General features: G+C 63.0%; 17 protein-coding genes and 1 pseudogene. 10 read left to right on the top strand and 8 right to left on the bottom strand.

Features of this window, described 5'->3' with window-relative positions:
- Nucleotides 1–13: 13 nt before the first annotated feature.
- The 7 genes from E6B08_RS16680 to E6B08_RS16650 all read left to right on the top strand — a co-directional run bounded on the left by E6B08_RS16680 (nt 14) and on the right by E6B08_RS16650 (nt 7,270).
- A complete protein-coding gene (locus E6B08_RS16680) occupies nt 14–1,855 on the top strand; it encodes a potassium transporter Kup (protein ID WP_136917422.1) in 1,842 nt (613 codons plus the stop codon).
- Nucleotides 1,856–2,110: 255 nt separating this feature from the next.
- Nucleotides 2,111–3,136, top strand: a complete 1,026-nt coding sequence (pstS, locus tag E6B08_RS16675; RefSeq protein WP_136915060.1) for a phosphate ABC transporter substrate-binding protein PstS — start codon at nt 2,111–2,113, stop codon at nt 3,134–3,136.
- A 73-nt stretch (nt 3,137–3,209) separates the two neighbouring features.
- Nucleotides 3,210–4,175: a phosphate ABC transporter permease subunit PstC gene (gene pstC / locus E6B08_RS16670; protein WP_136915059.1), complete on the top strand. Its 966-nt coding sequence runs from the start codon at nt 3,210–3,212 to the stop codon at nt 4,173–4,175.
- The gene (pstA, locus tag E6B08_RS16665; RefSeq protein WP_136915058.1) at nt 4,175–5,068 is read left to right on the top strand and encodes a phosphate ABC transporter permease PstA; all 894 of its coding nucleotides are present in this window, start codon (nt 4,175–4,177) and stop codon (nt 5,066–5,068) included. Before pstC ends, pstA begins: the two co-directional genes overlap by 1 nt.
- Before the next feature lie 51 nt (nt 5,069–5,119).
- The gene (pstB, locus tag E6B08_RS16660) at nt 5,120–5,905 is read left to right on the top strand and encodes a phosphate ABC transporter ATP-binding protein PstB (protein WP_238349224.1); all 786 of its coding nucleotides are present in this window, start codon (nt 5,120–5,122) and stop codon (nt 5,903–5,905) included.
- A 52-nt stretch (nt 5,906–5,957) separates the two neighbouring features.
- Nucleotides 5,958–6,656 (top strand): hypothetical protein, encoded by a 699-nt coding sequence (locus E6B08_RS16655; protein ID WP_136915056.1) that lies wholly within the window; start codon nt 5,958–5,960, stop codon nt 6,654–6,656.
- Nucleotides 6,657–6,742: 86 nt separating this feature from the next.
- A complete protein-coding gene (locus tag E6B08_RS16650) occupies nt 6,743–7,270 on the top strand; it encodes a hypothetical protein (RefSeq protein WP_238349223.1) in 528 nt (175 codons plus the stop codon).
- Between the two features lie 1,089 nt (nt 7,271–8,359).
- Here the strand turns inward: E6B08_RS16650 and E6B08_RS16645 are convergent.
- Entirely contained in the window at nt 8,360–8,782 is a 423-nt protein-coding gene (locus E6B08_RS16645) for a hypothetical protein (RefSeq protein ID WP_238349222.1), read from the bottom strand.
- A gap of 169 nt (nt 8,783–8,951) precedes the next feature.
- Between E6B08_RS16645 and E6B08_RS16640 the strand changes: the two genes are divergently transcribed.
- From E6B08_RS16640 to E6B08_RS16630, 3 genes are read left to right on the top strand one after another with little or no spacing between them, the layout of a single operon-like run.
- Entirely contained in the window at nt 8,952–12,149 is a 3,198-nt protein-coding gene (locus E6B08_RS16640; RefSeq protein ID WP_136915054.1) for an efflux RND transporter permease subunit, read from the top strand.
- Complete coding sequence (locus E6B08_RS16635; RefSeq protein ID WP_136915053.1) at nt 12,142–13,308, top strand: efflux RND transporter periplasmic adaptor subunit; 1,167 nt, start codon at nt 12,142–12,144, stop codon at nt 13,306–13,308. Before E6B08_RS16640 ends, E6B08_RS16635 begins: the two co-directional genes overlap by 8 nt.
- Nucleotides 13,292–14,740 (top strand): efflux transporter outer membrane subunit, encoded by a 1,449-nt coding sequence (locus E6B08_RS16630; protein WP_136915052.1) that lies wholly within the window; start codon nt 13,292–13,294, stop codon nt 14,738–14,740. Before E6B08_RS16635 ends, E6B08_RS16630 begins: the two co-directional genes overlap by 17 nt.
- On the opposite strand, the gene feaR is transcribed toward E6B08_RS16630, so the two are convergent.
- The 7 genes and pseudogenes from feaR to E6B08_RS16600 form a co-directional block, all read right to left on the bottom strand.
- The gene (gene feaR, locus E6B08_RS16625) at nt 14,675–15,658 is read right to left on the bottom strand and encodes a transcriptional regulator FeaR (protein ID WP_192938541.1); all 984 of its coding nucleotides are present in this window, start codon (nt 15,656–15,658) and stop codon (nt 14,675–14,677) included. The two genes, E6B08_RS16630 and feaR, sit on opposite strands and share 66 nt — an antisense overlap.
- A gap of 222 nt (nt 15,659–15,880) precedes the next feature.
- A complete protein-coding gene (locus E6B08_RS16620; RefSeq protein WP_136915050.1) occupies nt 15,881–16,246 on the bottom strand; it encodes a cupin domain-containing protein in 366 nt (121 codons plus the stop codon).
- Between the two features lie 114 nt (nt 16,247–16,360).
- A complete protein-coding gene (locus E6B08_RS16615) occupies nt 16,361–16,747 on the bottom strand; it encodes a DUF4440 domain-containing protein (protein ID WP_136915049.1) in 387 nt (128 codons plus the stop codon).
- Between the two features lie 31 nt (nt 16,748–16,778).
- Nucleotides 16,779–17,337 (bottom strand): annotated as a pseudogene (locus tag E6B08_RS16610) (FAD-dependent oxidoreductase).
- A 56-nt stretch (nt 17,338–17,393) separates the two neighbouring features.
- Nucleotides 17,394–17,525 carry a hypothetical protein gene (locus E6B08_RS31330; RefSeq protein WP_265411712.1) on the bottom strand — a complete coding sequence of 44 codons (132 nt, stop codon included), beginning with the start codon at nt 17,523–17,525 and terminating at the stop codon, nt 17,394–17,396.
- 85 nt (nt 17,526–17,610) lie between these two features.
- Nucleotides 17,611–19,041, bottom strand: a complete 1,431-nt coding sequence (locus E6B08_RS16605) for an APC family permease (protein ID WP_238349221.1) — start codon at nt 19,039–19,041, stop codon at nt 17,611–17,613.
- 106 nt (nt 19,042–19,147) lie between these two features.
- Nucleotides 19,148–20,488: a hypothetical protein gene (locus tag E6B08_RS16600; protein ID WP_136915048.1), complete on the bottom strand. Its 1,341-nt coding sequence runs from the start codon at nt 20,486–20,488 to the stop codon at nt 19,148–19,150.
- Nucleotides 20,489–20,645 lie beyond the last annotated feature (157 nt).

The following is a 20,645-nucleotide window of genomic DNA, read 5'->3' as shown; positions in this document are numbered from 1 at the left end:
CTCCGCCACCGCCATGCTCGTCGCCGCCGTCGGCGTGGTCTACGGTGACATCGGCACCAGCCCGCTCTACACCCTCAAGGAAGTGTTCGCCGGCCACTATGGCGTCCAGGCCAACACCGCGGGTGTGCTCGGCGTGCTGTCCCTGGTGGTGTGGTCGCTGCTGTGGGTGGTGTCGATCAAGTACGTGCTGTTCATCCTGCGTGCCGACAACAATGGCGAGGGCGGCATCATGGCGTTGACTGCACTCGCCCATCGCGCAGCTGCTCCTCACAAGCGCCTGGGCAAGGTGCTGGTGTTGCTCGGCCTGTTCGGTGCTGCGCTGTTCTATGGCGATAGCATGATCACCCCGGCGGTTTCGGTGCTGTCGGCGGTGGAGGGGTTGCAACTGGCGTTCGACGGTATCGACCATTGGGTCGTACCGCTGGCCGTGGTGCTGCTGGTGGCGCTGTTTCTCATCCAGAGTCACGGGACCGCACGCATCGGCAGGCTGTTCGGGCCGATCATGGTGCTCTGGTTCGTGGTGCTCGGCGCGCTGGGTGTCCATGGCATCGTCCAGCATCCGCAGGTGCTACAGGCGCTCAGCCCAGTGTGGGCGGTGAAGTTCTTCATCCTGCACCCAGGCATGGGCGTGGCGATTCTCGGCGCCGTGGTGCTGGCGCTGACCGGTGCCGAAGCGCTGTACGCCGACATGGGCCACTTCGGTCGCAAACCCATCGCCCGCGCCTGGTTCCTGCTGGTGCTGCCGGGGCTGGTGCTGAACTACTTCGGTCAGGGCGCATTGATCCTCGAAAACCCAGACGCCGTGCGCAACCCGTTCTACCTGCTGGCACCCCAATGGGCGCTGCTGCCCATGGTCGCGCTGGCAACACTGGCGACCATCATCGCCTCGCAGGCGGTGATTTCCGGCGCGTTCTCGCTCACCCGGCAAGCCATCCAGCTAGGCTATGTACCGCGAATGTTCATCCAGCACACCTCCAGCGAGGAGCAGGGGCAAATCTACATCGGCATGGTCAACTGGATGCTGATGCTGGGCGTGGTGCTCCTGGTGATCGGTTTCGAGTCGTCCGGCGCGCTGGCGGCGGCCTATGGCGTTGCCGTGACCGGCACCATGCTGATCACCACGCTGCTGGCCTCTGCGGTGGTATTGCTGCTGTGGAAGGCGCCGCGCTGGCTGGCAGTGCCGCTGCTGTTGGGTTTCTTGCTGGTGGACAGCCTGTTCTTCGCCGCCAACGCGCCGAAGATCATCCAGGGCGGGGCGTTTCCGGTGATCGCTGGAGTGGTGCTGTTCGTGATGATGACCACCTGGAAGCGCGGTCGGCGGATCATCGTCGAGCGCCTGGACGAAACCGCGTTGCCACTGGATCTGTTCATTACCAGTCTTCAGGCCCAGCCACCGCACCGGGTCAGCGGCACGGCCGTATTCCTGTCCGCCAGGCCCGAGGCAGTGCCCCATGCGCTGCTGCACAACCTGCTGCACAACCAGGTGTTGCATGAGCAGGTGGTGCTGTTGACCGTGGTGTTCGCCGACGAGCCTCGCGTCAACGCCGAGCGGCGTTGCGAGGTCGAGGCGTTTGGCGAGGGCTTCTTCCGTGTGAGCCTGCATTTCGGTTTCATGGAAGAGCCCGATGTGCCCCTGGCGCTTAGCCGCTGCCCGCGTGCCGATCTTGATTTCGGCCCCATGCGCACCACTTATTTCCTCAGCCGCGAAACCGTGATCGCAAGCAAGCGGATCGGCATGGCGCGTTGGCGCGAGCACCTGTTCGCGTTCCTGTTGAAGAACGCCAACAGCAATTTGAAGTATTTCCAGTTGCCGCTGAACCGGGTAATCGAGTTGGGGACGCAGGTGGAGATGTAACCATGCTGCCAAACATGGCCTGTGTGCGCCACTTACCAACGGTACAGGGCTAGATTTACGCCTGGAAGGGCGCCCGTATTTGAGTCGGTAGGCTGAATAACGTGGCCTGCAGCCCCTTCGGGGGCTGCATCAAGGCGTCACACCGCCTAAGCATTAGTCGGAAAGTTGCTCTATCGCGTGCTCTGCCACTCAATCGTCACACAGCTGTAACATAGCTATTGCAAAGTGCTCCGGCCAACACATGGAGCTCTTTCGATGATACGCCTGATGAAGTCTGCTGCACTCGCCGTCTCGGTCTCTCTCTGTGCCTCGGGCGCCTTTGCCGAGAACGTTCGCCTGACCGGCTCCGGCGCCAGCTTCCCAGCACCGATCTACCTCACCTGGTTCAAGGATTTCAGCAAGAATACCGCTGGCGTGACCGTCGACTACCAGTCCAAGGGCAGCGGCGCGGGTGTTCAGGACTTCCTGAACAAGACCGTCGATTTCGCCGCCAGTGACTCGGCCATGAAAGACGAAGAAATCGCCAAGGTCGGCGAAGGCGTGCAACTGCTGCCTATGACTGCCGGCGAGATCGTCCTGGCCTACAACCTTCCAGGTAACCCGAAAGGTCTGAAACTGCCACGTGATGTGTACTCCAACATCTTCCTGGGCAAGATCACCCAATGGAACGACCCGCAGATCGTCGCCGCCAACCCGGACCTGAAACTGCCTGACACCCCGATCACCGTGGTCGTGCGTGCCGACTCCAGCGGTACCACCGCAGTCTTCACCAAGCACCTGTCGACCATCAACCCGGCCTTCAAGCAAGCACTGGGCGAGGGCAACACCGTCAACTGGCCTGCCACCGACAAGTTCATCAAATCGCCGAAGAACGATGGCGTGACCGCCACCGTGCGCCAGACCCCAGGTGCCATCGGCTACATCGAATACGGCTTCGCCAAGCTGGCCAAGGTCGACTTCGCCCAGTTGCAGAACAAGGCTGGCCAGTACGTGGTGCCGAACGCCGAGAGCGGTGCCGAGGCCCTGGCTGCGGTGAAGATGCCGGAAAACCTGGTGGCCTGGCTGCCTGATCCGGATGGTGCCAAGTCCTACCCGATCACCACCTACACCTGGATGATCTTCCGCAAGGACAACGGCAACCCGGCCAAGGCCAAGGCCATGCGTGAAATGGTCGAGTACAGCCTGACCGAAGGTCAGAAGATCGCTGACTCGATGGGTTACATCCCGCTGCCGCCGTCGGTTGTCGCTGAAGTGCGCAAAGCCGCTCAGAACATCCAGTAACACTTGCCTGACCGCTCCCGACGTGCGTGACAGCCGCGTCGGGAGCATTTGACCTTTGTCCCGGAATTAGCCAATGAACACACCTTTTGCCATACCGGATAACCCCGACTCAGCGTGCCAGCCACCCTCGGCCAAGGACTTTTTGGTCGATCGCACCTTCCGTGCGCTTGCACGTATCGGCGTGGTGCTGGTGCTGGCCCTGGTCGTCGCATTGGTCTTCGAAGTAGGGAGCAAGGCACTTCCGGGTATGGAAAAGCATGGCTTCGACGTGCTGTTCGGCAGCGTGTGGGATGTCAACCAGGGTAAATACGGGATTCTGCCGGCGATCTGGGGCACGCTTTACAGCGCCTTCATCGCGCTGCTGATCGCAGGCTTCTTCGGCGTCAGCATGGCCATCTTCCTTACCCAGGACTTCCTGCCCGCCAAGCTGGCTGCAGTGTTCCGCACCATCGTCGAGCTGCTCGCCGCCATCCCCAGCGTGGTCTACGGCCTGTGGGGCATCTATGTCGTGATCCCGGCGATTCGCCCGTTGACCGCATGGCTCAACAGCGAGCTGGGCTGGATTCCGTTTTTCAGCACTTCCTTGAGCGGGCCTGGGCTGCTGCCAGCGGCACTGGTGCTCGCCATCATGATTCTGCCGACCATCGCCGCCGTTTCCCAGGATGCGCTCACCAGCGTACCGATGAAAACCAAGCAAGCGGCCTACGGCATGGGTACCACCCACTGGGAAGCGATTCTCAAGGTGATGGTGCCCTCGGCTGCCACCGGTATTTTCGGCTCCCTGGTGCTGGGCCTCGGCCGTGCGCTGGGCGAAACCATGGCCCTGGCCATGCTGGTGGGCAACGCCAATACCATTTCCCTGTCCTTGTTCGCCCCAGCCAACACGCTGGCGGCGTTGCTGGCCCTGAACTTCCCGGAGGCCGGCCCGAACGAGGTGGAGATTCTCATGTACGCCGCGCTGGTACTGATGTTCATCACCCTGCTGGTGAACGTGTTTGGCTCGATGATCATGCTCTACGCCCAGCGGGGTAACAAATAATGACCGACCTCACGACCCCAGGCGTCGCCTTGCCGAGCCTGCAGCGCCGCTTCGAAGGGCGAGCCCTGCGCAGCGTGGTCCTGACCAGCATGGTGTGGCTCGTTGCCCTGCTGGCCAGCGTGCCGCTGATCTCGGTGTTGTACATGCTGATCACTCGCGGCGGTGCGCGTCTTAGCCTCGAGGTGTTCACCGAGCTGCCGCCTACCGGCTTCGAGATGGGTGGCGGTTTCGGCAACGCCATGGCCGGCACCTTCGTGATGGTCGGCATCGCCGCAGCCATCGCCGTGCCGGTCGGTATCCTGGCGGCGGTGTTCCTGGCCGAACTTGGCCCCGACAGCAAGCTGGCCAACGCCGCGCGCTTCGCTGCCAAGATGCTCACCGGCCTGCCATCGATTCTGGCGGGTGTGTTCGCCTACGCCCTGGTGGTGATGACTACCGGCACCTACTCGGCCCCAGCCGGTGGCGTGGCCCTGGCCGTGCTGATGCTGCCGATCGTCGTGCTGACCGCCGAGGAAGCCATGAAGATGGTGCCCAAGATCATGAAAGATGCCGCCTACGGCATGGGCTGCACCCGCGCCCAGGTGATCTGGAAGATCGTCCTGCCAACCGGCATGCCGGCAATTCTCACCGGCGTCATGCTGGCCGTGGCGCGCGCCGCGGGCGAAACCGCGCCGCTGCTGTTCACTGCGCTGTTCAGCAACTACTGGATCTACCATGACGGCAGCCTGGCCGTCATGAACCCCACGGCCTCGCTTGCCGTACTTATCTACAACTTCTCTGGCATGCCGTTCGACAACCAGCTGGAGCTCGCCTGGGCGGCCTCGCTGGTGCTGGTGATGATCGTGCTGGTGGTGAACGTCATCAGCCGTATCTTCGGCAAGCCCAAGTACTAAGACAGGGAGCATCTGAACTTGAACGTATCCACTGCGCAACGAGCCGCTCCGATGATCAGCCAAACACCTGTAGTCATGGACTGCAAGCTGGACAAGATTTTCTACGGCAACTTCATGGCCGTGCGTGACAGCCATGTACCGATCGAGAAGAACAAGATCACCGGCTTCATCGGCCCGTCGGGCTGCGGCAAGAGTACCGTGCTGCGTAGCCTGAACCGCATGAACGACCTGGTGAAGGGCTTCCGTTTCGAAGGCCACGTGCACTTCCTGGGCCAGGATGTGTATGGCAAGGGCGTCGATCCGGTGGTGGTGCGCCGCTACATCGGCATGGTGTTCCAGCAGCCGAACCCGTTCTCGATGAGCATCTTCGACAACGTCGCCTTCGGCCTGCGCCTGAACCGCTACAAGGGCGATCTGGGTGATCGCGTCAAGCACGCCCTGCAAGGGGCCGCGCTGTGGGATGAAGTCAAGGACAAGCTCAAGGTCAGCGGCCTGTCGCTGTCCGGTGGCCAGCAGCAGCGCCTGTGCATTGCCCGCGCCATCGCCACCGAGCCGGAAGTGCTGTTGCTCGACGAGCCATGCTCGGCCTTGGACCCCATCGCCACCCGCCGCGTCGAAGAGCTGATGGTCGAGTTGAAGAAGGACTACACCATCGCCCTGGTGACCCACAACATGCAGCAGGCGATCCGTGTCGCCGACACCACTGCCTTCTTCTCGGTCGATATTTCCCAGGGGACCCGTACCGGCTACTTGGTCGAGATGGGCGCGACCACGCAGATATTCGAGAACCCCCGCGAGCAACTGACCAGCGACTACATCAGCGGCAAATTCAGCTGAGCCGTGGCTCGCTCGGGGTGGTTTTATTTTTCAGTTTGTTTCGGGATCGCCAATGCCTGTAACGCGTCGTCTTGATCTGTCTGCGGTAGAACGCGCACTGCGTGAGGTGCAGAGCCGTTTCGCCGAACTCAGCCGGCACTTCACCGAACCGCGTGATCCGTTCACCGACGAGGTGCTGTTGAATGTGGTCGAGGGCTATGCCCTGATAGACGACTACGTGGCGCGGGGCATCGATCTTTTCGAGCTGCAGCAGGTGAACCTGATGCTCGAACTCAATGCCACGGTGCTGTGCGGTCGCGACCCGGCACGCCGGCAGGAGTTCGCCCAGCACCTGGCCGCCACCGAGGCGCACTTCTTCAACAACGTCGAAGGCGGCATCAAGGACCTGTACAACTGGTACTGCTCGTACCGCAGTGATTCGGTGTGGAAGCGCGCGGCGGGGGTGTATGTGCGAATCCTGAGCAAACCGCAGCTGTTCATCGAAGGCAACAATCGCACCGGCTCGTTGATCGTCAGCTACCTGTTGATGAGAGCAGGGCTGCCACCGTTCGTACTCTCGCTGGACAACGCCGAGGGTTACTTCAATCCGTCCTCGGTCATTCGAAATTCCGCCAAGCATGGCGTCAAAGCCTTGTACGAATTGCCCAAGATCAAGAAGAAATATGCGGCATTCCTCGAAGCGCAGGCGCCTGAACCGAAGGCGTTCTTCCTCAGTGGCACACCACAACCTATCTACCAGGGGAGCCACTGATGGCCCGCTATCCGATGCTCAATCACTGGCGACCTTCCACGCAGCAGGCGTGGCAAACCTTGGGGCGCGCGTTCACGCGGCCGAGAATGCGCATTTCGTTCGATATCGACGACACGCTCGCCTGCTTGCCGGAGCACAGCGCCGCTGAAGACAGCAAGCTGCCCGAGTTCGTCCACCGTTGGCTGGGCGAGCCGCTGCGGGTCGGTACCCGTTCGCTGATTCGCGACCTGCGCCGCCAGGGCTGCAGTGTCTGGATCTATACCTCGTCCGGGCGCACCCCGGCGTACATCCGGCGCTGGTTGATGCTGTACGGCATTCGTGTGGATGGCGTGGTCAACAGCGATCGGCACCAGCATGTGCTGAACGAGCAGGGCTTTGCGAAGGGGCCGTCCAAATACCCTCCGGCGTTCGATATCGACCTGCACGTCGATGACTCCGAGGGCGTGCGCATCGAAGGCGACGATCACGGTTTCCGCGTGGTCGTGGTGTGCCCGAAGGACGAAAGCTGGACGCAGAAGGTGCTGGATGCCGCGGTGGGTGTCCAGCAAACCTTGGCCTGGCAGCAGCCGCATCGCTATGAAGCCCCAGTGCGCCAGCAGGCGCTGACGTCCTGACCCGTTCGTGCCGCGGTGTCCTCTTCGCGGGCAAGCCCGCTCCCACAGGGATATCGCCGCCTGCATGTGCTGCGTTGATCCTGTGGGAGATCACCCAGCCCTTCTGGGCTGCGCTGTCGCGCAGAGAACTGTGGCCACTGTGGGAGCGGCGGTTCGGCGCCCCGACTTGTCCCGCGAATGGGGCGACGCGGTGGATGGCACCGGCTTCGCCGGTGTTCGCGGGACAAGCCCGCTCCCACAGATCCCCGCTAAATCAATGAGTTATGTTTTTTCTATGACAGGGGGCTTGCCCGCGAAGAGGCCGGTCCTGTTTTTACGTTGGATGGCACCGTCATGGCGAAAGAACTTTCAGGGTTAGCAGAAAAACGATTACCCCGCCATGCAACTAGTTTCCGAAGTCTCCCACAGGGATATCGCCGCCTGCATGTGCTGCGTTGATCCTGTGGGAGATCACCCAGCCCTTCTGGGCTGCGCTGTCGCGCAGAGAACTGTGGCCACTGTGGGAGCGGCGGTTCGGCGCCCCGACTTGTCCCGCGAATGGGGCGACGCGGTGGATGGCACCGGCTTCGCCGGTGTTCGCGGGACAAGCCCGCTCCCACAGATCCCCGCTAAATCAATGAGTTATGTTTTTTCTATGACAGGGGGCTTGCCCGCGAAGAGGCCGGTCCGGTTTTTACGTTGGATGGCACCGTCATGGCGAAAGAACTTTCAGGGTTAGCAGAAAAACGATTATCCCGCCATGCAACTAGTTTCCGAAGTCTCCCACAGGGATATCGCAACCTGCATGTGCTGCGTTGGTCCTGTGGGAGATCACCCAGCCCTTCTGGGCTGCGCTGTCGCGCAGAGAACTGTGGCCACTGTGGGAGCGGCGGTTCGGCGCCCCGACTTGTCCCGCGAATGGGGCGACGCGGTGGATGGCACCGGCTTCGCCGGTGTTCGCGGGACAAGCCCGCTCCCACAGATCCCCGCTAAATCAATGAGTTATGTTTTTTCTGGGACAGGGGGCTTGCCCGCGAAGAGGCCGGTCCGGTTTTTACGTTGGATGGCACCGTCATGGCGAAAGAACTTTCAGGGTTAGCAGAAAAACGATTACCCCGCCATGCAACTAGTTTCCGAAGTCTGCGCAAGTTCTTTATTGGCTTTATTGTAAAGGGTCAATGTATAAGTCTGCCCTAAGCTACTTTCCACCAATGTGTAGTGCCCACCCGCCTTGAACGTGTCATAGGCGACCGAGGCGTTGCAGATCTCGCCATTACTATCACCGTCGCCCTCGACGAACAGGGTCGCTCCCAGCCTGTGCTTGCCCGCGGGCACCTCGAAGAAGCGCCCATCGTCCAGCCGTTTGCCATCGAGCGTTTCTGCCATCAACGTCGTTGCCGGCTCTTCCCGTAAACTTACCCAGGCCTCGTCAGGGCTGGCTTTGGGCATAGGCCCGGCACACCCTGCAAGTATCAAAAGTGCCCCCGCCAGCGGCACCACCAAGCCCCAGTTAGCAAGCATCTTGCCCCCCATTACGACCCCTTAGACTTCAGCTGCGAATGATTCGCATAGGATGCCAGTCAGTCGCTTCGCTTCAAGTGAATATGCCCGGCCGTTTTTCTTAAATTACTTTAATGGAGGTTTAACCGACGCGCTGGGAAGGCCGTGGAAGACTGCGCCGATTCAACTTTCGGGGGCGCGCATGCTCGGTCTGGTAAAAACGGCATTGCACAAGCCATACACTTTCCTGGTGTTGGCGATCGTGATTTGTATTGTGGGGCCGCTGGCGGCGGTACGCACGCCAAGTGATGTATTTCCCGATATCGGCATACCGGTCATTGCTGTGGTTTGGCAATACGCGGGCTTGGCGCCGGATGCCATGTCCGGCCGGGTCATCTATACCTACGAACGCGCCTTGAGTACGACAGTAAACGACATCGAACATATCGAGTCGCAGTCGTTGCCAGGCATGGGCATCGTCAAGATATTCTTCCAACCCAGTGTCGATATCCGCACTGCCAATGCCCAGGTCACCGCAGTCTCGCAGACCGTGCTCAAGCAAATGCCTGCAGGCATCACGCCGCCGCTGATCCTCAACTACAGCGCCTCGACCGTGCCGATTCTGCAGATGGCGTTCTCCAGCCCGACGCTGTCCGAGGCGCGGATCCGCGACCTGGTACAGAACAGCATTCGCTTGCCGCTGACCTCGGTACCGGGGCTGTCGATGCCGACGCCCATGGGCGGCAAGCAGCGCCAGATCACCCTTGACCTCGACCCCCAGGCCCTGGCCGCCAAGGGCCTGTCCGCCGAGGATGTGGCCAATGCGCTGGCTGCGCAGAACCAGATCATCCCGGTGGGCACGGCGAAGATCGGCCGCAATGAATTCACCATACTGTTGAACAACAGCCCGACCGCCATCGACCAGCTCAACGAGTTGCCGGTCAAGATCGTCGACGGCGCCCAGATCACCGTCGGGCAGGTGGCGCATGTCCGCGATGGGGCGCCGCCACAGACCAACATCGTGCGCGTCGACGGCCGCCGTGCGGTGCTGATGCCGGCGTTGAAGAACGGCAACAACTCGACGCTGTCGATCGTCGGCGGCATCCGCGACATGCTGCCACGCATCGACGAGACCCTGCCACCCGAGCTCAAGACCTCGCTGCTTGGCGACGCCTCGACCGTGGTCAAGGAATCGGTCGGCAGTGTCGCCCGCGAAGGCATCATCGCCGCCTTGCTGACCAGCGCCATGATCCTGCTGTTTCTCGGCAGCTGGCGCTCGACGGTGATCATCGCCGCGTCGATTCCCCTGGCGGTGTTGTCGGCCATCGCCTTGCTGGCGCTGAGCGGCCAGACCCTCAACGTGATGACCCTAGGCGGGCTGGCCCTGGCCGTGGGCATCCTGGTCGACGACGCAACGGTGACCATCGAAAACATCAACTGGCACCTGGAACAGGGCAAGTCGGTCAGGCAGTCGATCCTCGATGGCGCCAGGCAGATCGTCGGTCCTGCGTTCGTGGCCTTGTTATGCATCTGCGTTGTGTTCGTTCCGATGTTCATGCTCCAGGGCATCGCCGGATACCTGTTCCGGCCCATGGCATTGGCAGTGATGTTCGCCATGGGGAGCTCTTTTATTCTGTCGCGTACCTTGGTGCCGACCCTGGCCATGTTCCTGCTCAAGCCGCACCGGGTGGAGCAGGGCGAGGGCCGGCATCCCGAGGACGCTTACCTCAATCACCACGAAGGCGACAAGTCGGTCAATCCATTGGTACGTCTGCAAGCGGGCTTCGAGGTGGGGTTTGCCCGGCTGCGTGACGGCTACCAGGGGCTGCTGGCGTTGGCGCTGGCCAATCGACGTGGGTTTCTGCTCGGCTTCCTGGCGTGCGTGCTGGCCAGCTTCGCCTTGCTGCCCACCCTCGGTGAAGATTTTTTCCCGGAAACCGACGCCGGTGCGATGGCCTTGCATGTGCGCCTGCCGTTGGGCACGCGCATCGAAGAAAGCGCCGCGGCCTTCGACCGCATCGAGAGCCGCATCCGCGAGGTGCTGCCGGCCAATGAAGTCGAGTCGATCATCGACAACATAGGCCTGCCCATCAGCGGCATCGACATGGCCTACAACACCAGTGGCACGGTCGGGCCACAGGATGGCGACATCCAGGTCTCGCTCAAGGCCGGCCATGGTGCGACTGCCGAGTATGTGAAGCGCCTGCGTGAAGTGCTGCCGGATAGCTTCCCGGGCACTACTTTCGCCTTCCTGCCGGCGGACATCAGCAGCCAGATCCTCAACTTCGGCTCGCCGGCACCGCTGGACGTGAAGATTTCCGGGCCCAACGATGCCGCCAACCGTGCCTATGCCGCGCAAGTCATGCGCCGCCTGCAGCACATTCCAGGCATTGCCGACCTGCGCCTGCAGCAGTCCGAGAACTACCCGTCGCTGCAGGTCAATGTCGACCGCAAGCGTGCTGCCGAGCTGGGCATCACCGAACGTGACGTCACCGCAAGCCTCGGCGCCTCCCTGGCCGGCACTTCGCAAACCGCGCCGACCTATTGGCTCAACCCGGCCAATGGCGTGTCGTACTCGGTGGTCGGCTCGACGCCACAGTACCGCATGAGCAGCATCGCCCAGCTCGAAGCACTGCCGATCACCGGCAGCACCGGCCATACCGCGGTGCTCGGCGGCATCGCCAGCCTGGCGCGGACCAACACCGCCGATGTGGTCAGCCACTACAACATCACGCCGACATTGGACCTGTACGCCAACGTCCAGGTCCGCGACCTGGGCGGCATCGCCGCAGACATTCAGCGCGTGATCGACGATACCGCGCACCTGCGTCCCAAAGGCGCCACCGTGAGCCTGCACGGGCAGATCACCGCGCTGCATGAAGCCTTCCATGGCTTGGGCCTGGGCCTGCTGTGCGCCGTGGTGCTGATCTACCTGCTGATCGTGGTCAACTTCCAGTCCTGGATCGACCCGTTCGTCATCATCACCGCGCTGCCCGCCGCGCTGGCCGGCATCGTCTGGATCCTGTTCGTCACTGGCACCACGCTATCGGTGCCGGCGCTGACCGGGGCGATCCTGTGCATGGGGGTGGCCACTGCCAACTCGGTGCTGGTAGTCAGCTTCTGTCGCGAACGCCTGGCCGAGCACGGCGATGCCATCAAGGCTGCGATGGAAGCCGGCTTCACTCGTTTCCGGCCGGTGCTGATGACCGCCCTGGCGATGATCATCGGCATGTTGCCGCTGGCCCTGTCCCAGGAGCAGAACGCGCCCCTGGGCCGGGCGGTGATCGGCGGCCTGATCGTCGCCACCACCGCGACCCTGCTGTTCGTACCGGTCGTGTTCAGCCTGGCCCACCGCCGCTCAACCCCTCACGCTGTCGTTGGAGAAAACCTGCATGCCTAGCCAATTCGTCCCTGATCGCCGACGTCTGAAACTCGTGGGCGGCGCCGGCTTGTGCCTGGCCGCATTGGTCGTGGTGTTCGGTGTGCATGCACGGCAGCGCCAGGCCGCGGATGTTCAGGCCTGGACCGAGGGCAGGGCGTTGCCTGCCGTGGTCACCATCAGTCCGATGATGAATGCCGCTGGCGAAACCCTGAGCCTGCCGGCCCACCTGCAAGCCTGGAACATGGCGAAGGTCAATGCACGCGTCAGTGGCTACCTCAAGCACTGGCAGGTGGACATCGGCACGCAGGTCCTGGCCGGCCAACCACTCGCTGAAATCGACAGCCCCGAACTGGACCAACAACTGGCCCAGGCCAAGGCGCGACTGGCGCAACACCAGGCCAGTGCGGCGCTGGCGGAAAGTACCTCCCAGCGCTGGCAGCACTTGTTCGCCAGCCATTCGGTATCGCGCCAGGAAGTCGATGAGAAGGTGGCTGCCGCCGCCGTAGCGGGCGCCGATGCCCAGGCGGCCGAGGCCGATTATGCAAGGCTGAAGGACCTGGCGGCGTACAAGGTCATCCGCGCGCCGTTCACCGGGACCATCACCGCCCGCCATGCGCAGGTCGGCCAGCTGATCAAGGCCGACAGCGACAATGCCACCTCGCTGTTCGACATCGCCGACAACCGCCGTCTGCGCTTGTACGTGCCGGTACCGCAGAACTACGCCAGCCAGATACTGCCCGGCATGCGGGTGCAGTTGTCGGTGCCGGAGCGCCCCGGCCAGCACTACACCGCCGCGTTGCTCGGTACCTCCACCGCCGTTGACCAGGGCTCGGGCACCTTGCTCGCCCAGTACGCCGTGGATAACGCTGCCGGCGCCTTGCTGCCAGGCGATTATGCCAGTGCAAGCATCATGCTGCGCGCCGACCCCAATGCCGTCAGCATTCCTTCCAGCGCCTTGATCTTCAGGGCTCAGGGCCCGCAGGTGGCGGTGCTCGATGCACAAAGCCGCGCGCACCTGCGCAGCATCCACATCGCCCAGGACCTGGGCAGCAAATTGATAGTCGACCGTGGCCTGGGCTTGCGTGACGAGGTGGTGGACAACCCGCCCGATGCCTTGCGCGACAATGACGCGGTGCGCAGCGTGACCCCGGGAGGTGCTCATGCGCCGTCGGTCTAAGCGTGTTGGTCTGATGCTGTGCCTGGTTTTGCAAGGTTGCTCGCTGGCGCCGCAGTACAACGCGCCGGTGGTGGCGCTGCCCAGTCACTATGGTGAACGGGTGGGTGCCTGGCAGCAGGTTGGCGCAGACACGCAACTGCCTGCGCAGTGGTGGACGCTGTTCCATGACCCGCGCCTCGATGCACTGCAGGCGCAACTGGCGGCTTGCAACCCGACGCTCGCTGCCGCGCTGGCCCATTACGATGCGGCAGCCGCCTATGCCCAGGGCCTGCACGGCGGGCTCTGGCCCCAGGCGACGGCGAGTGCGACGCCACTGCGCCAGCGCCAGTCGGATCGCAGGCCGCTGCGTGGCGATACCCAGCCTTCGATCTACGACAGTGACACCGCCGGCTTGAGCCTGGACTTCGACCTGGACCTGTGGGGGCGCCTGCGCAACCAGGTGGCTGCCGGTGATGCGACCGCGCAGGCCTCGCGGGACGACCTGGCCGCTGCACGCCTGAGCCTGCAGCGCCAGCTGGCGGTGTTGTACGTGCGTGCCCGGGGCCTGGATGCCCAGCGCCAGTTGCTCGATAGCGCGGTGGCAGACCGGGCACGCCTGCTGACGCTGATCCAGGAACGCTACAACGGCAACATCGCTTCCGAATTGGACCTCGACCGGGCTACGGCCAGGTTGTCGGAGGCCAAGGCGGCGGCGGATGACGTGATCGCCCAGCGCACCCTGGCACAGCATGCCATCGCCGAGCTGGTAGGCAGCCTGCCGGGCCAGTTCGCCCTGTCGTCGGACCCGACGCCGGTCAACCTGCCCCAGATACCTGCCGAGCTACCCGGCAAGCTGTTGTTGCGCCGTCCCGATGTGGCGGCTGCCGAACGCCGCGTGTTCGCCGCCAATGCCAGTGTCGGTGTGGCGCGTGCCGCCTGGTACCCGGATTTTGGCCTGGTTGGGTTGCTGGGCGGGCAGACCCAGGGCAGCGGCAACCTGCTGGCCGCCGCCAATCGGTTCTGGGCGGTGGGGCCGGTGTTGCAGCTACCGGTGTTCGATGGTGGTCGCCGGTCTGCCGATGAAAGCAGGGCCAAGGCCGAGTTCGAAGCTGCGGCGGCGCAGTACCACGGCAAGGTCCTGCTGGCCGTGCGCGAGGTCGAGGACAACCTGGCACAGGTGCGCGACCTGGCGCGTGAAGCCGCGGACGTGGAGCAGGCAGCGGATGCCGCTGGCAGTGCCGAGCAGATTGCCTTGCACAGCTATCGACAAGGCGCGGTGAGCTTGCTCGACGTGCTGACCGCGCAGCTCGATGCGTTGCAGGAGCGGCGTAAGCTGCAAGCCCTGCAGACTCAGCAGCTCGATGCCTGCATTGGCCTGATGGCGGCACTAGGAGGAGGCTGGGAGAGCGGTGACCAGTTGGCCGCCATTCCTGTTCTTGAACCCTCTGGGTGACACGCCAAAGCGATTCTTGAAGGCGCGGGAAAAATGGCTGACGTCGTTGAAGCCCCAGGCAAACGCCACGGCGGAGATCTTCTGCAGGTCGGTCTCGCGGTCGAAGGCCGCCGCGCAGCGGTCCAGCCTGCGTTCTAGGATGTACTTGCCGATCGACAGCCCCTGTTGGGCGAATGCCCGGTGCAGGGTGCGCTTGGAGGTGCCAAGGTCGCTGGCGATCAGGTCGGGGGTCAGTTCGAAGTTGCCCAGCCTGGCCTCGATGTAGCGCTGGGCTTTTTCGAAGAACGACTTCTGCACCTGGGCCTGGTAGGACGTGGGGGCGTCGTCCGGCCGGCAGACGAAGCTTGGCCGGATCACGCCAATCAGCGCCTCCATGACTGCCTCGCAATCCGCAGCGGGGCCGGTGTCCTCGAAAAACTGTTGGGTGATGAAGCCTGCGATGGCGCCTATGCGTGTGTTGGCGCAGAGCTTCTGGTTAAGCAGCAGGCGGCTGTTGGGCTGGCTGCTATCGAGCTTGTGGCGCGGGATGACCAAAGAGATCTGTTCGGAGAGGCCAGAAAAATAGAAGTCGCTGGGCCGCGCGCTGTCGAGCAGTACCAGGTCGCCCGGGCCGATGACGGTCTGGGTGCCGCAGTGCTCCATCACGGCACTTCCCGACAGCTGGTGGACCAGGTAGAAGAAGTCGTGACCGTCGCGCTTGATGTCCTTGGCACTGCGGTGGATGTGCGAAGAATTGCTGGCGATCTTCGCGCCGAAGCCGGGCTGGGCCGGACAGATCGCCCCTTGAAAGCTTTCGATGCCCTGGCTGACCGGCGGTTCGGGGTGGAATGCGCCGCACTGCTCGGCCAGCGTCGACTCCCACAACTGATAGCCGACGGAGCCCTGCAAACGGTCGCCAAACGTCTGGAGTTGATTCATGACGCACCTTTGTAGTGTGCTCAGATGCCAGCAGCCTGGCTGCATCTGTGTGTGCCAATCCGCGGCCATTCCCGTGGCGACGGGCCAGTTCTCCCGCGTTGGCGGAATACTTTGGTAACATGTTAATCATCTGGGTGGCAATGGTCTAGTGGGGCGGGGCGAGCGGGGATGATATTGCTTCGGGATGCTGCAGCCGGGGCGAGCGGCTGCGCAGGAGAAAGGTCAGGCAACCGCCAGGTAGTGCTTGACGAACGACTCGCTCAGGACTTCCCAGAGCACTGGCGTGCCCTTGGTCACGAACCAGGTATCACCGGCCTTGTAGCGGGTCGCCTGGCCAGTGGATTCGTCGGTCAGCTGGATCTCGCCGGTGACGATCACCGCCTGTTCGTCGAATGGGTAGGTCATGCGGAACTTGCCGCGGGTGGTGCCGAAATAGCCACTGCTGACCGCATCGGTGGGTGCGCCGTGGGTCAGCCGACCAAAGGCTTTCACTTCGCCTTCGAGAATGGTCGAGCCCAGGTCGGCAACGGTTCCCCAGGCGTCGAGGTCGGTCAATTGCACGCCCGGCTGGATGGCGGTGAGGGTCATGGCAGTACTCCAGAAAAGAGGAAGTTGAGGTTCTTTCATTGGGCCCTTGCGGCTCGCTTGCTGTCTTGTCCTGGCGTGCCAAGGCGTTAGACCAGCCTGCCAGGGGGCGTGGGGTCAGAGGTGAATTTCGCCTTCGGCGTACAGGTCGGCCTGTAGCCGCCAGCCTTCGGCCTTGCGTTCCCAGACGAACAGCGACTTCATCTTGAACGGCTCGCCCTCCCTGGGCTGCACGTACCAGGTCACCCAGCTGTAGGCGGCGTCTTGCGCCAGGGGCTGGACGTGGTCGATCCGGAGCGTCGCTTTGACGGTGTCGGCGATGAGTGCGCCGACCAATTCGGTCAGTTGCCGGGTGCCCTGGTAGACCGGCGCCTCGCCGGGGCCGGTGATTTGCGTCTGCTCGGTATAGAGCTGCTCGACGATCGCCGGTGCATCGGCGGCGAGCCAGCACTGTTCGAGCACGTCCAGGCGCTCGCGCAGGGCTGCATGCAGTTGGCTTGTCATGCTGTTGCCTCGTGTTGGTGGTTTATCGTGCTCAGCGCCGGCCGTTGCCGTAGCCCTGGATCTGGTGGGCGACCTTGCCCAGGGTGCAGATGAGGTTGCGCCAGCTGTCCTTGCCGATCACGCGCTTGCGCGGGATCGAACTCATCACGTCCCAATGCCGCGAGCCCTGGGTCATGCCATCGGCGACCACCCGTGAGACCACGTGGCTTGGGGTCACGCCAAACCCGGAGTAGCCCTGGACGAAGAATGCATTGGGCTGCCCGGGCAGCGTGCCGACCTGTGGGAACAGGTTGGCCGTGCATTCCATCGGGCCGGCCGACGCTCTTGCGAATGCGTTCCAGGTCATGACCGATGCCCGCCATGACGTGGCCGCCATTGCGCCCCGAGCCGCCGAACCCCAGGTAGCGCGCTTCCAGTAGCACGGTGTCGGTCACTCCGCGCTCGGCGAGCTCCAGGGCGGTACTGACGCCGGAGAAACCGCCACCGATGACCACCACCTCGGCGTCGATGTCAGCTTCGAAGTCGGGAAACTTGAGGTCGTACTTGCGGGTGGCGGTGTAATAGGTGCTCGGATTTTCGACGGACAGCATGATGTGGCCTTTTTTAGAATTATCGAGTGATGCGTTCTGGACTCAGTACCCTGTGCTCAGCCCTTGGCCAGGTCCTCGGGATAGGTGGTGGTGTTGAGCACACTGAGGCGCGAGTTGAAGGGCTGCACGAGGGTGGTCGCCGGCCTGGTCGGTAGACCAGCGGAGCGAGGCGTGATCGTGGAATACATACACGGTGTCGGCGTTGGAAGTTAGAGCCATGGTATTCATCCCTCATCGTTTTTGCGGTATTTGGAGCGCACTGCAGCGTCAGGCTCAGGCGTTATGCGGGGTGGTCGGGTTGGTCGAGTGGTGGCGGTCCTGGAGCTTGCGCAGGCCGAAGAGCACCACCGACAACAAGAGGATGCCGAGACCGATCAACAACTCCTTGTTGCCGCCGTAACCGGCGAGCTCGGTCGAGGCGGCGCCGACCAGCACGATCAGCCCGGTCAACAGACTCAAGGCCCAGCCGATGGGTACCCAGCCGCGCCCCAGTCTTACTGGGCGGACGGCGCTGGCAGCGTCTTTGCGCAGCCACAGGAAGCCTGTCAGGGCGAAGAAAATCGAGGCCACGTAGCCGATGTTCGCCGTGACCAGGATGGCCAGCGGCGAAGACAGCAGGAAGATCATGGCGATGTTCAGTACCACTGCCACGGTCATGCAGCGGCCCGGTACCTGGTGCTTGTTCAGCACGCCCAGCTGGCGGATGGTCAGGCCATCCAGGGCCATGCCGTAGAGTGCCCGCGAGCCATCGGCCAGGGAGGCGTTCAAGCCCATGAACAGGCCGACCAGCAGCGTGCCGACGAAGAAGCTGCTGTACTGGTTGCCCAGCAGCACGTCGAAGGCGCCGATGAAGAAACCGTTGGGGTTGTCGATCGCCGCTTGTTGGTCCACCAGGCCGCCGAGGGCGAACGCCACCGCGGCGAACACGGCAACGGTGTACAGGCCGGAAGTCACCAGGGCCAGGCGCATGTCTTTCTTGCTTCGGTATTCGGGGCCGAAGGCGGCGCACATCTCGGTGCCATAGGCGCTCCAGGCAATCAGGAACAGCCACATCAGCGCGGGACGGCCCGTGCTCCAGTCCAGCGCTGGGAGCTGTTGCCAGGCGCTCTTGAAGTGGGCGAAGCTCCAGGCCTCGCTGTACAAGGGCGCGAACGCCAGTACCAGGATCGGGATCAGCAGCAGTACGCCCATGTACTTGGACACCGACGCCGCCAGTTGCACCCCGAGGCGGTTGAACTGCCAGAACACCACGATCAAACCGGCACCGATGAACTGGACGAGGCCGATGCTCACCGAGCCCAACGAGTAGCTCCAGGTCTGATCGGCGAACCACTGCGCCTGGATCAGCGAGCCGGCACTGACGCCCACGATGGACAGCACCGCCGACCATCCCAGCCAGTAGCCGAACGAAGCGATGGGGCCCACCAGGGTGCAGCGTCGCTTCCAGCCTTCGGTGGCGATCATGGCGATACCGCCCGGTTTGTCCGGAAACATCGCGCTGACCTCGAGGAAGATCCAGTTCTGGCACGCGCCTATCGCCGCCGACCCGACCCAGATGAGCAGGGCGCCGATCGGCCCCAAGGCACCGAGGGCGTAGCCGAACGAGGCGAAGATAGACCCTGATACGGCCATCGACAGGGCGAAGGCATCGGTCCAGCGCAGGGTCTGGGATAGGTGCGGGGCATTGTTTTCGTTGTTGGCCACGACAGAAATCCTTGGAAAGTGTAAGGCGGTTACATTTAGTTCATACCAGGGCCCGGCAGGAAATGACCTACAGCGACCACCGGTTGTAAATCGGTGCCAAGCGGCATCAGAAGTTGGTCACCAGGAGCAGTTGGGCGTAGACGTTGGTCCGGTCGCTGCCCAACTGGCTGCCACCTCGCTCGGCACTGTGCTCGGGCTTGTAGAAGCCGACCAGGGGCAGTACCTGCAGATGCTCGTTGACCGTCCATTCGCCATAGATATCGAGCTCCTTGGCGCTCAGGTCCTGAGTGGCGGTGTTCAAGGTGTCGAACTTGAACAGCATGGCCCCGGCATTGAAGGTGGGGCTGACAGCCAGCTTCAGGCCCACTTGCTGGATGCTGGCGTTGCTGTTGAACGGCCCTGCATAGTTGCCGGCAACTTCACCCTGGAACCAGGTGCCCAGCTCCCGGCCATTGCCGTAGAAGAGCGGGTCGTAGCCTTCCGAGAAGCGGCTGTAGCGGTAGTTGACCCTGGGTGCGAAGCGCAGGTCGTCGAAGGTCCAGCCCGCTTCCAGGTACCAGGCGTTTTCATCGCTGCGCGGCTTGCGTTCGGTGGCGTATTCACCGGCCAGGAACAACCCCGGTACGCCGGCATTGCCCTGGGCGCGCAGGCTGTAGATCTTCATGCCCTTACGCTCTGGATACAGCAGCTCGGCGAAGGTCTTGTCGGTGTCGAGCACCTTCAGCGCGGTCAGGCCGACGGTGCCCTGGGCCGTAACGTTTTCCAGGGTGGCGACGGCCGTTTCCGGTTCTGCCTGGGCACGGTTATCCGATTTCAGCCACATCAGGTCGCCGCGCAGCCCCTCCTTGCCACCCAGGCGTATGACCGCGGTCTGGTCGAATGCCTTGCGGCCTGTGAGGTAATAGGCGCCACCACGGTCGAGATGGCCATCGAGCAGGCCCTTGCCGAAGTTCAGGGCATCGCCGGAAACGATGAAGCCGTCCCCGATCACGATGTTCTGCCGCCCGAGTGACAGGTCGATACCGTCATTGCCGAGCATCGGCAGGCGCTTGCCCGACGTCCAGCCGATGTAGGCGTCCTCTATCTTGGTGGTGCGTTCGTCGCCCAGGGTCCAGCCCGCTGAGTCACCGTCGCCGAACGTGGCGCTGGACACCAAGTTCAGGGCTGCGTAGGTGCTGGTGGAGTGTTGATCGGTGTGTTTGAGGTCAAGCCCGTATTGCAACACCGCTTCTTGCCAGGACGTCGAACCCGATTTGCGATCCGGCGCTTGCGCATAGGACTCACGGCTGCCATATACGCCAAAGGCGGCGGACAGCTTGGCGTCGATGACCGTGGCACCGTCGTCATACTGGGACAGGCTGTTGGCGTTTGGTGCGCCAAGCAGCACGGGTGCCGTACAACTCAGGGCAAGGCACAGCGAACGCTTGTTGCGGGGTGTGAAGGCCATCGACGCTACCTCTGCATTTTTTAGAATTGTCTGAGTGCGAGACACAGCTTGTTGTGTGGGCAGAAGGCTAACGTCTGGGGATTGGCGGGTGCTTGACCGAGGGAGCCAAGGGCTCGCCTGTGGGTGCCAAGATGCGGGGGAAGGGAGATGTGGTGGG

The organism is Pseudomonas putida (genome assembly GCF_005080685.1).
In the GTDB taxonomy this organism is placed as follows: Bacteria; Pseudomonadota; Gammaproteobacteria; order Pseudomonadales; family Pseudomonadaceae; genus Aquipseudomonas; species Aquipseudomonas putida_V.
Note: the sequence above shows the minus strand (reverse complement) of the source record. Positions and strands in the feature narration are given on the sequence as shown.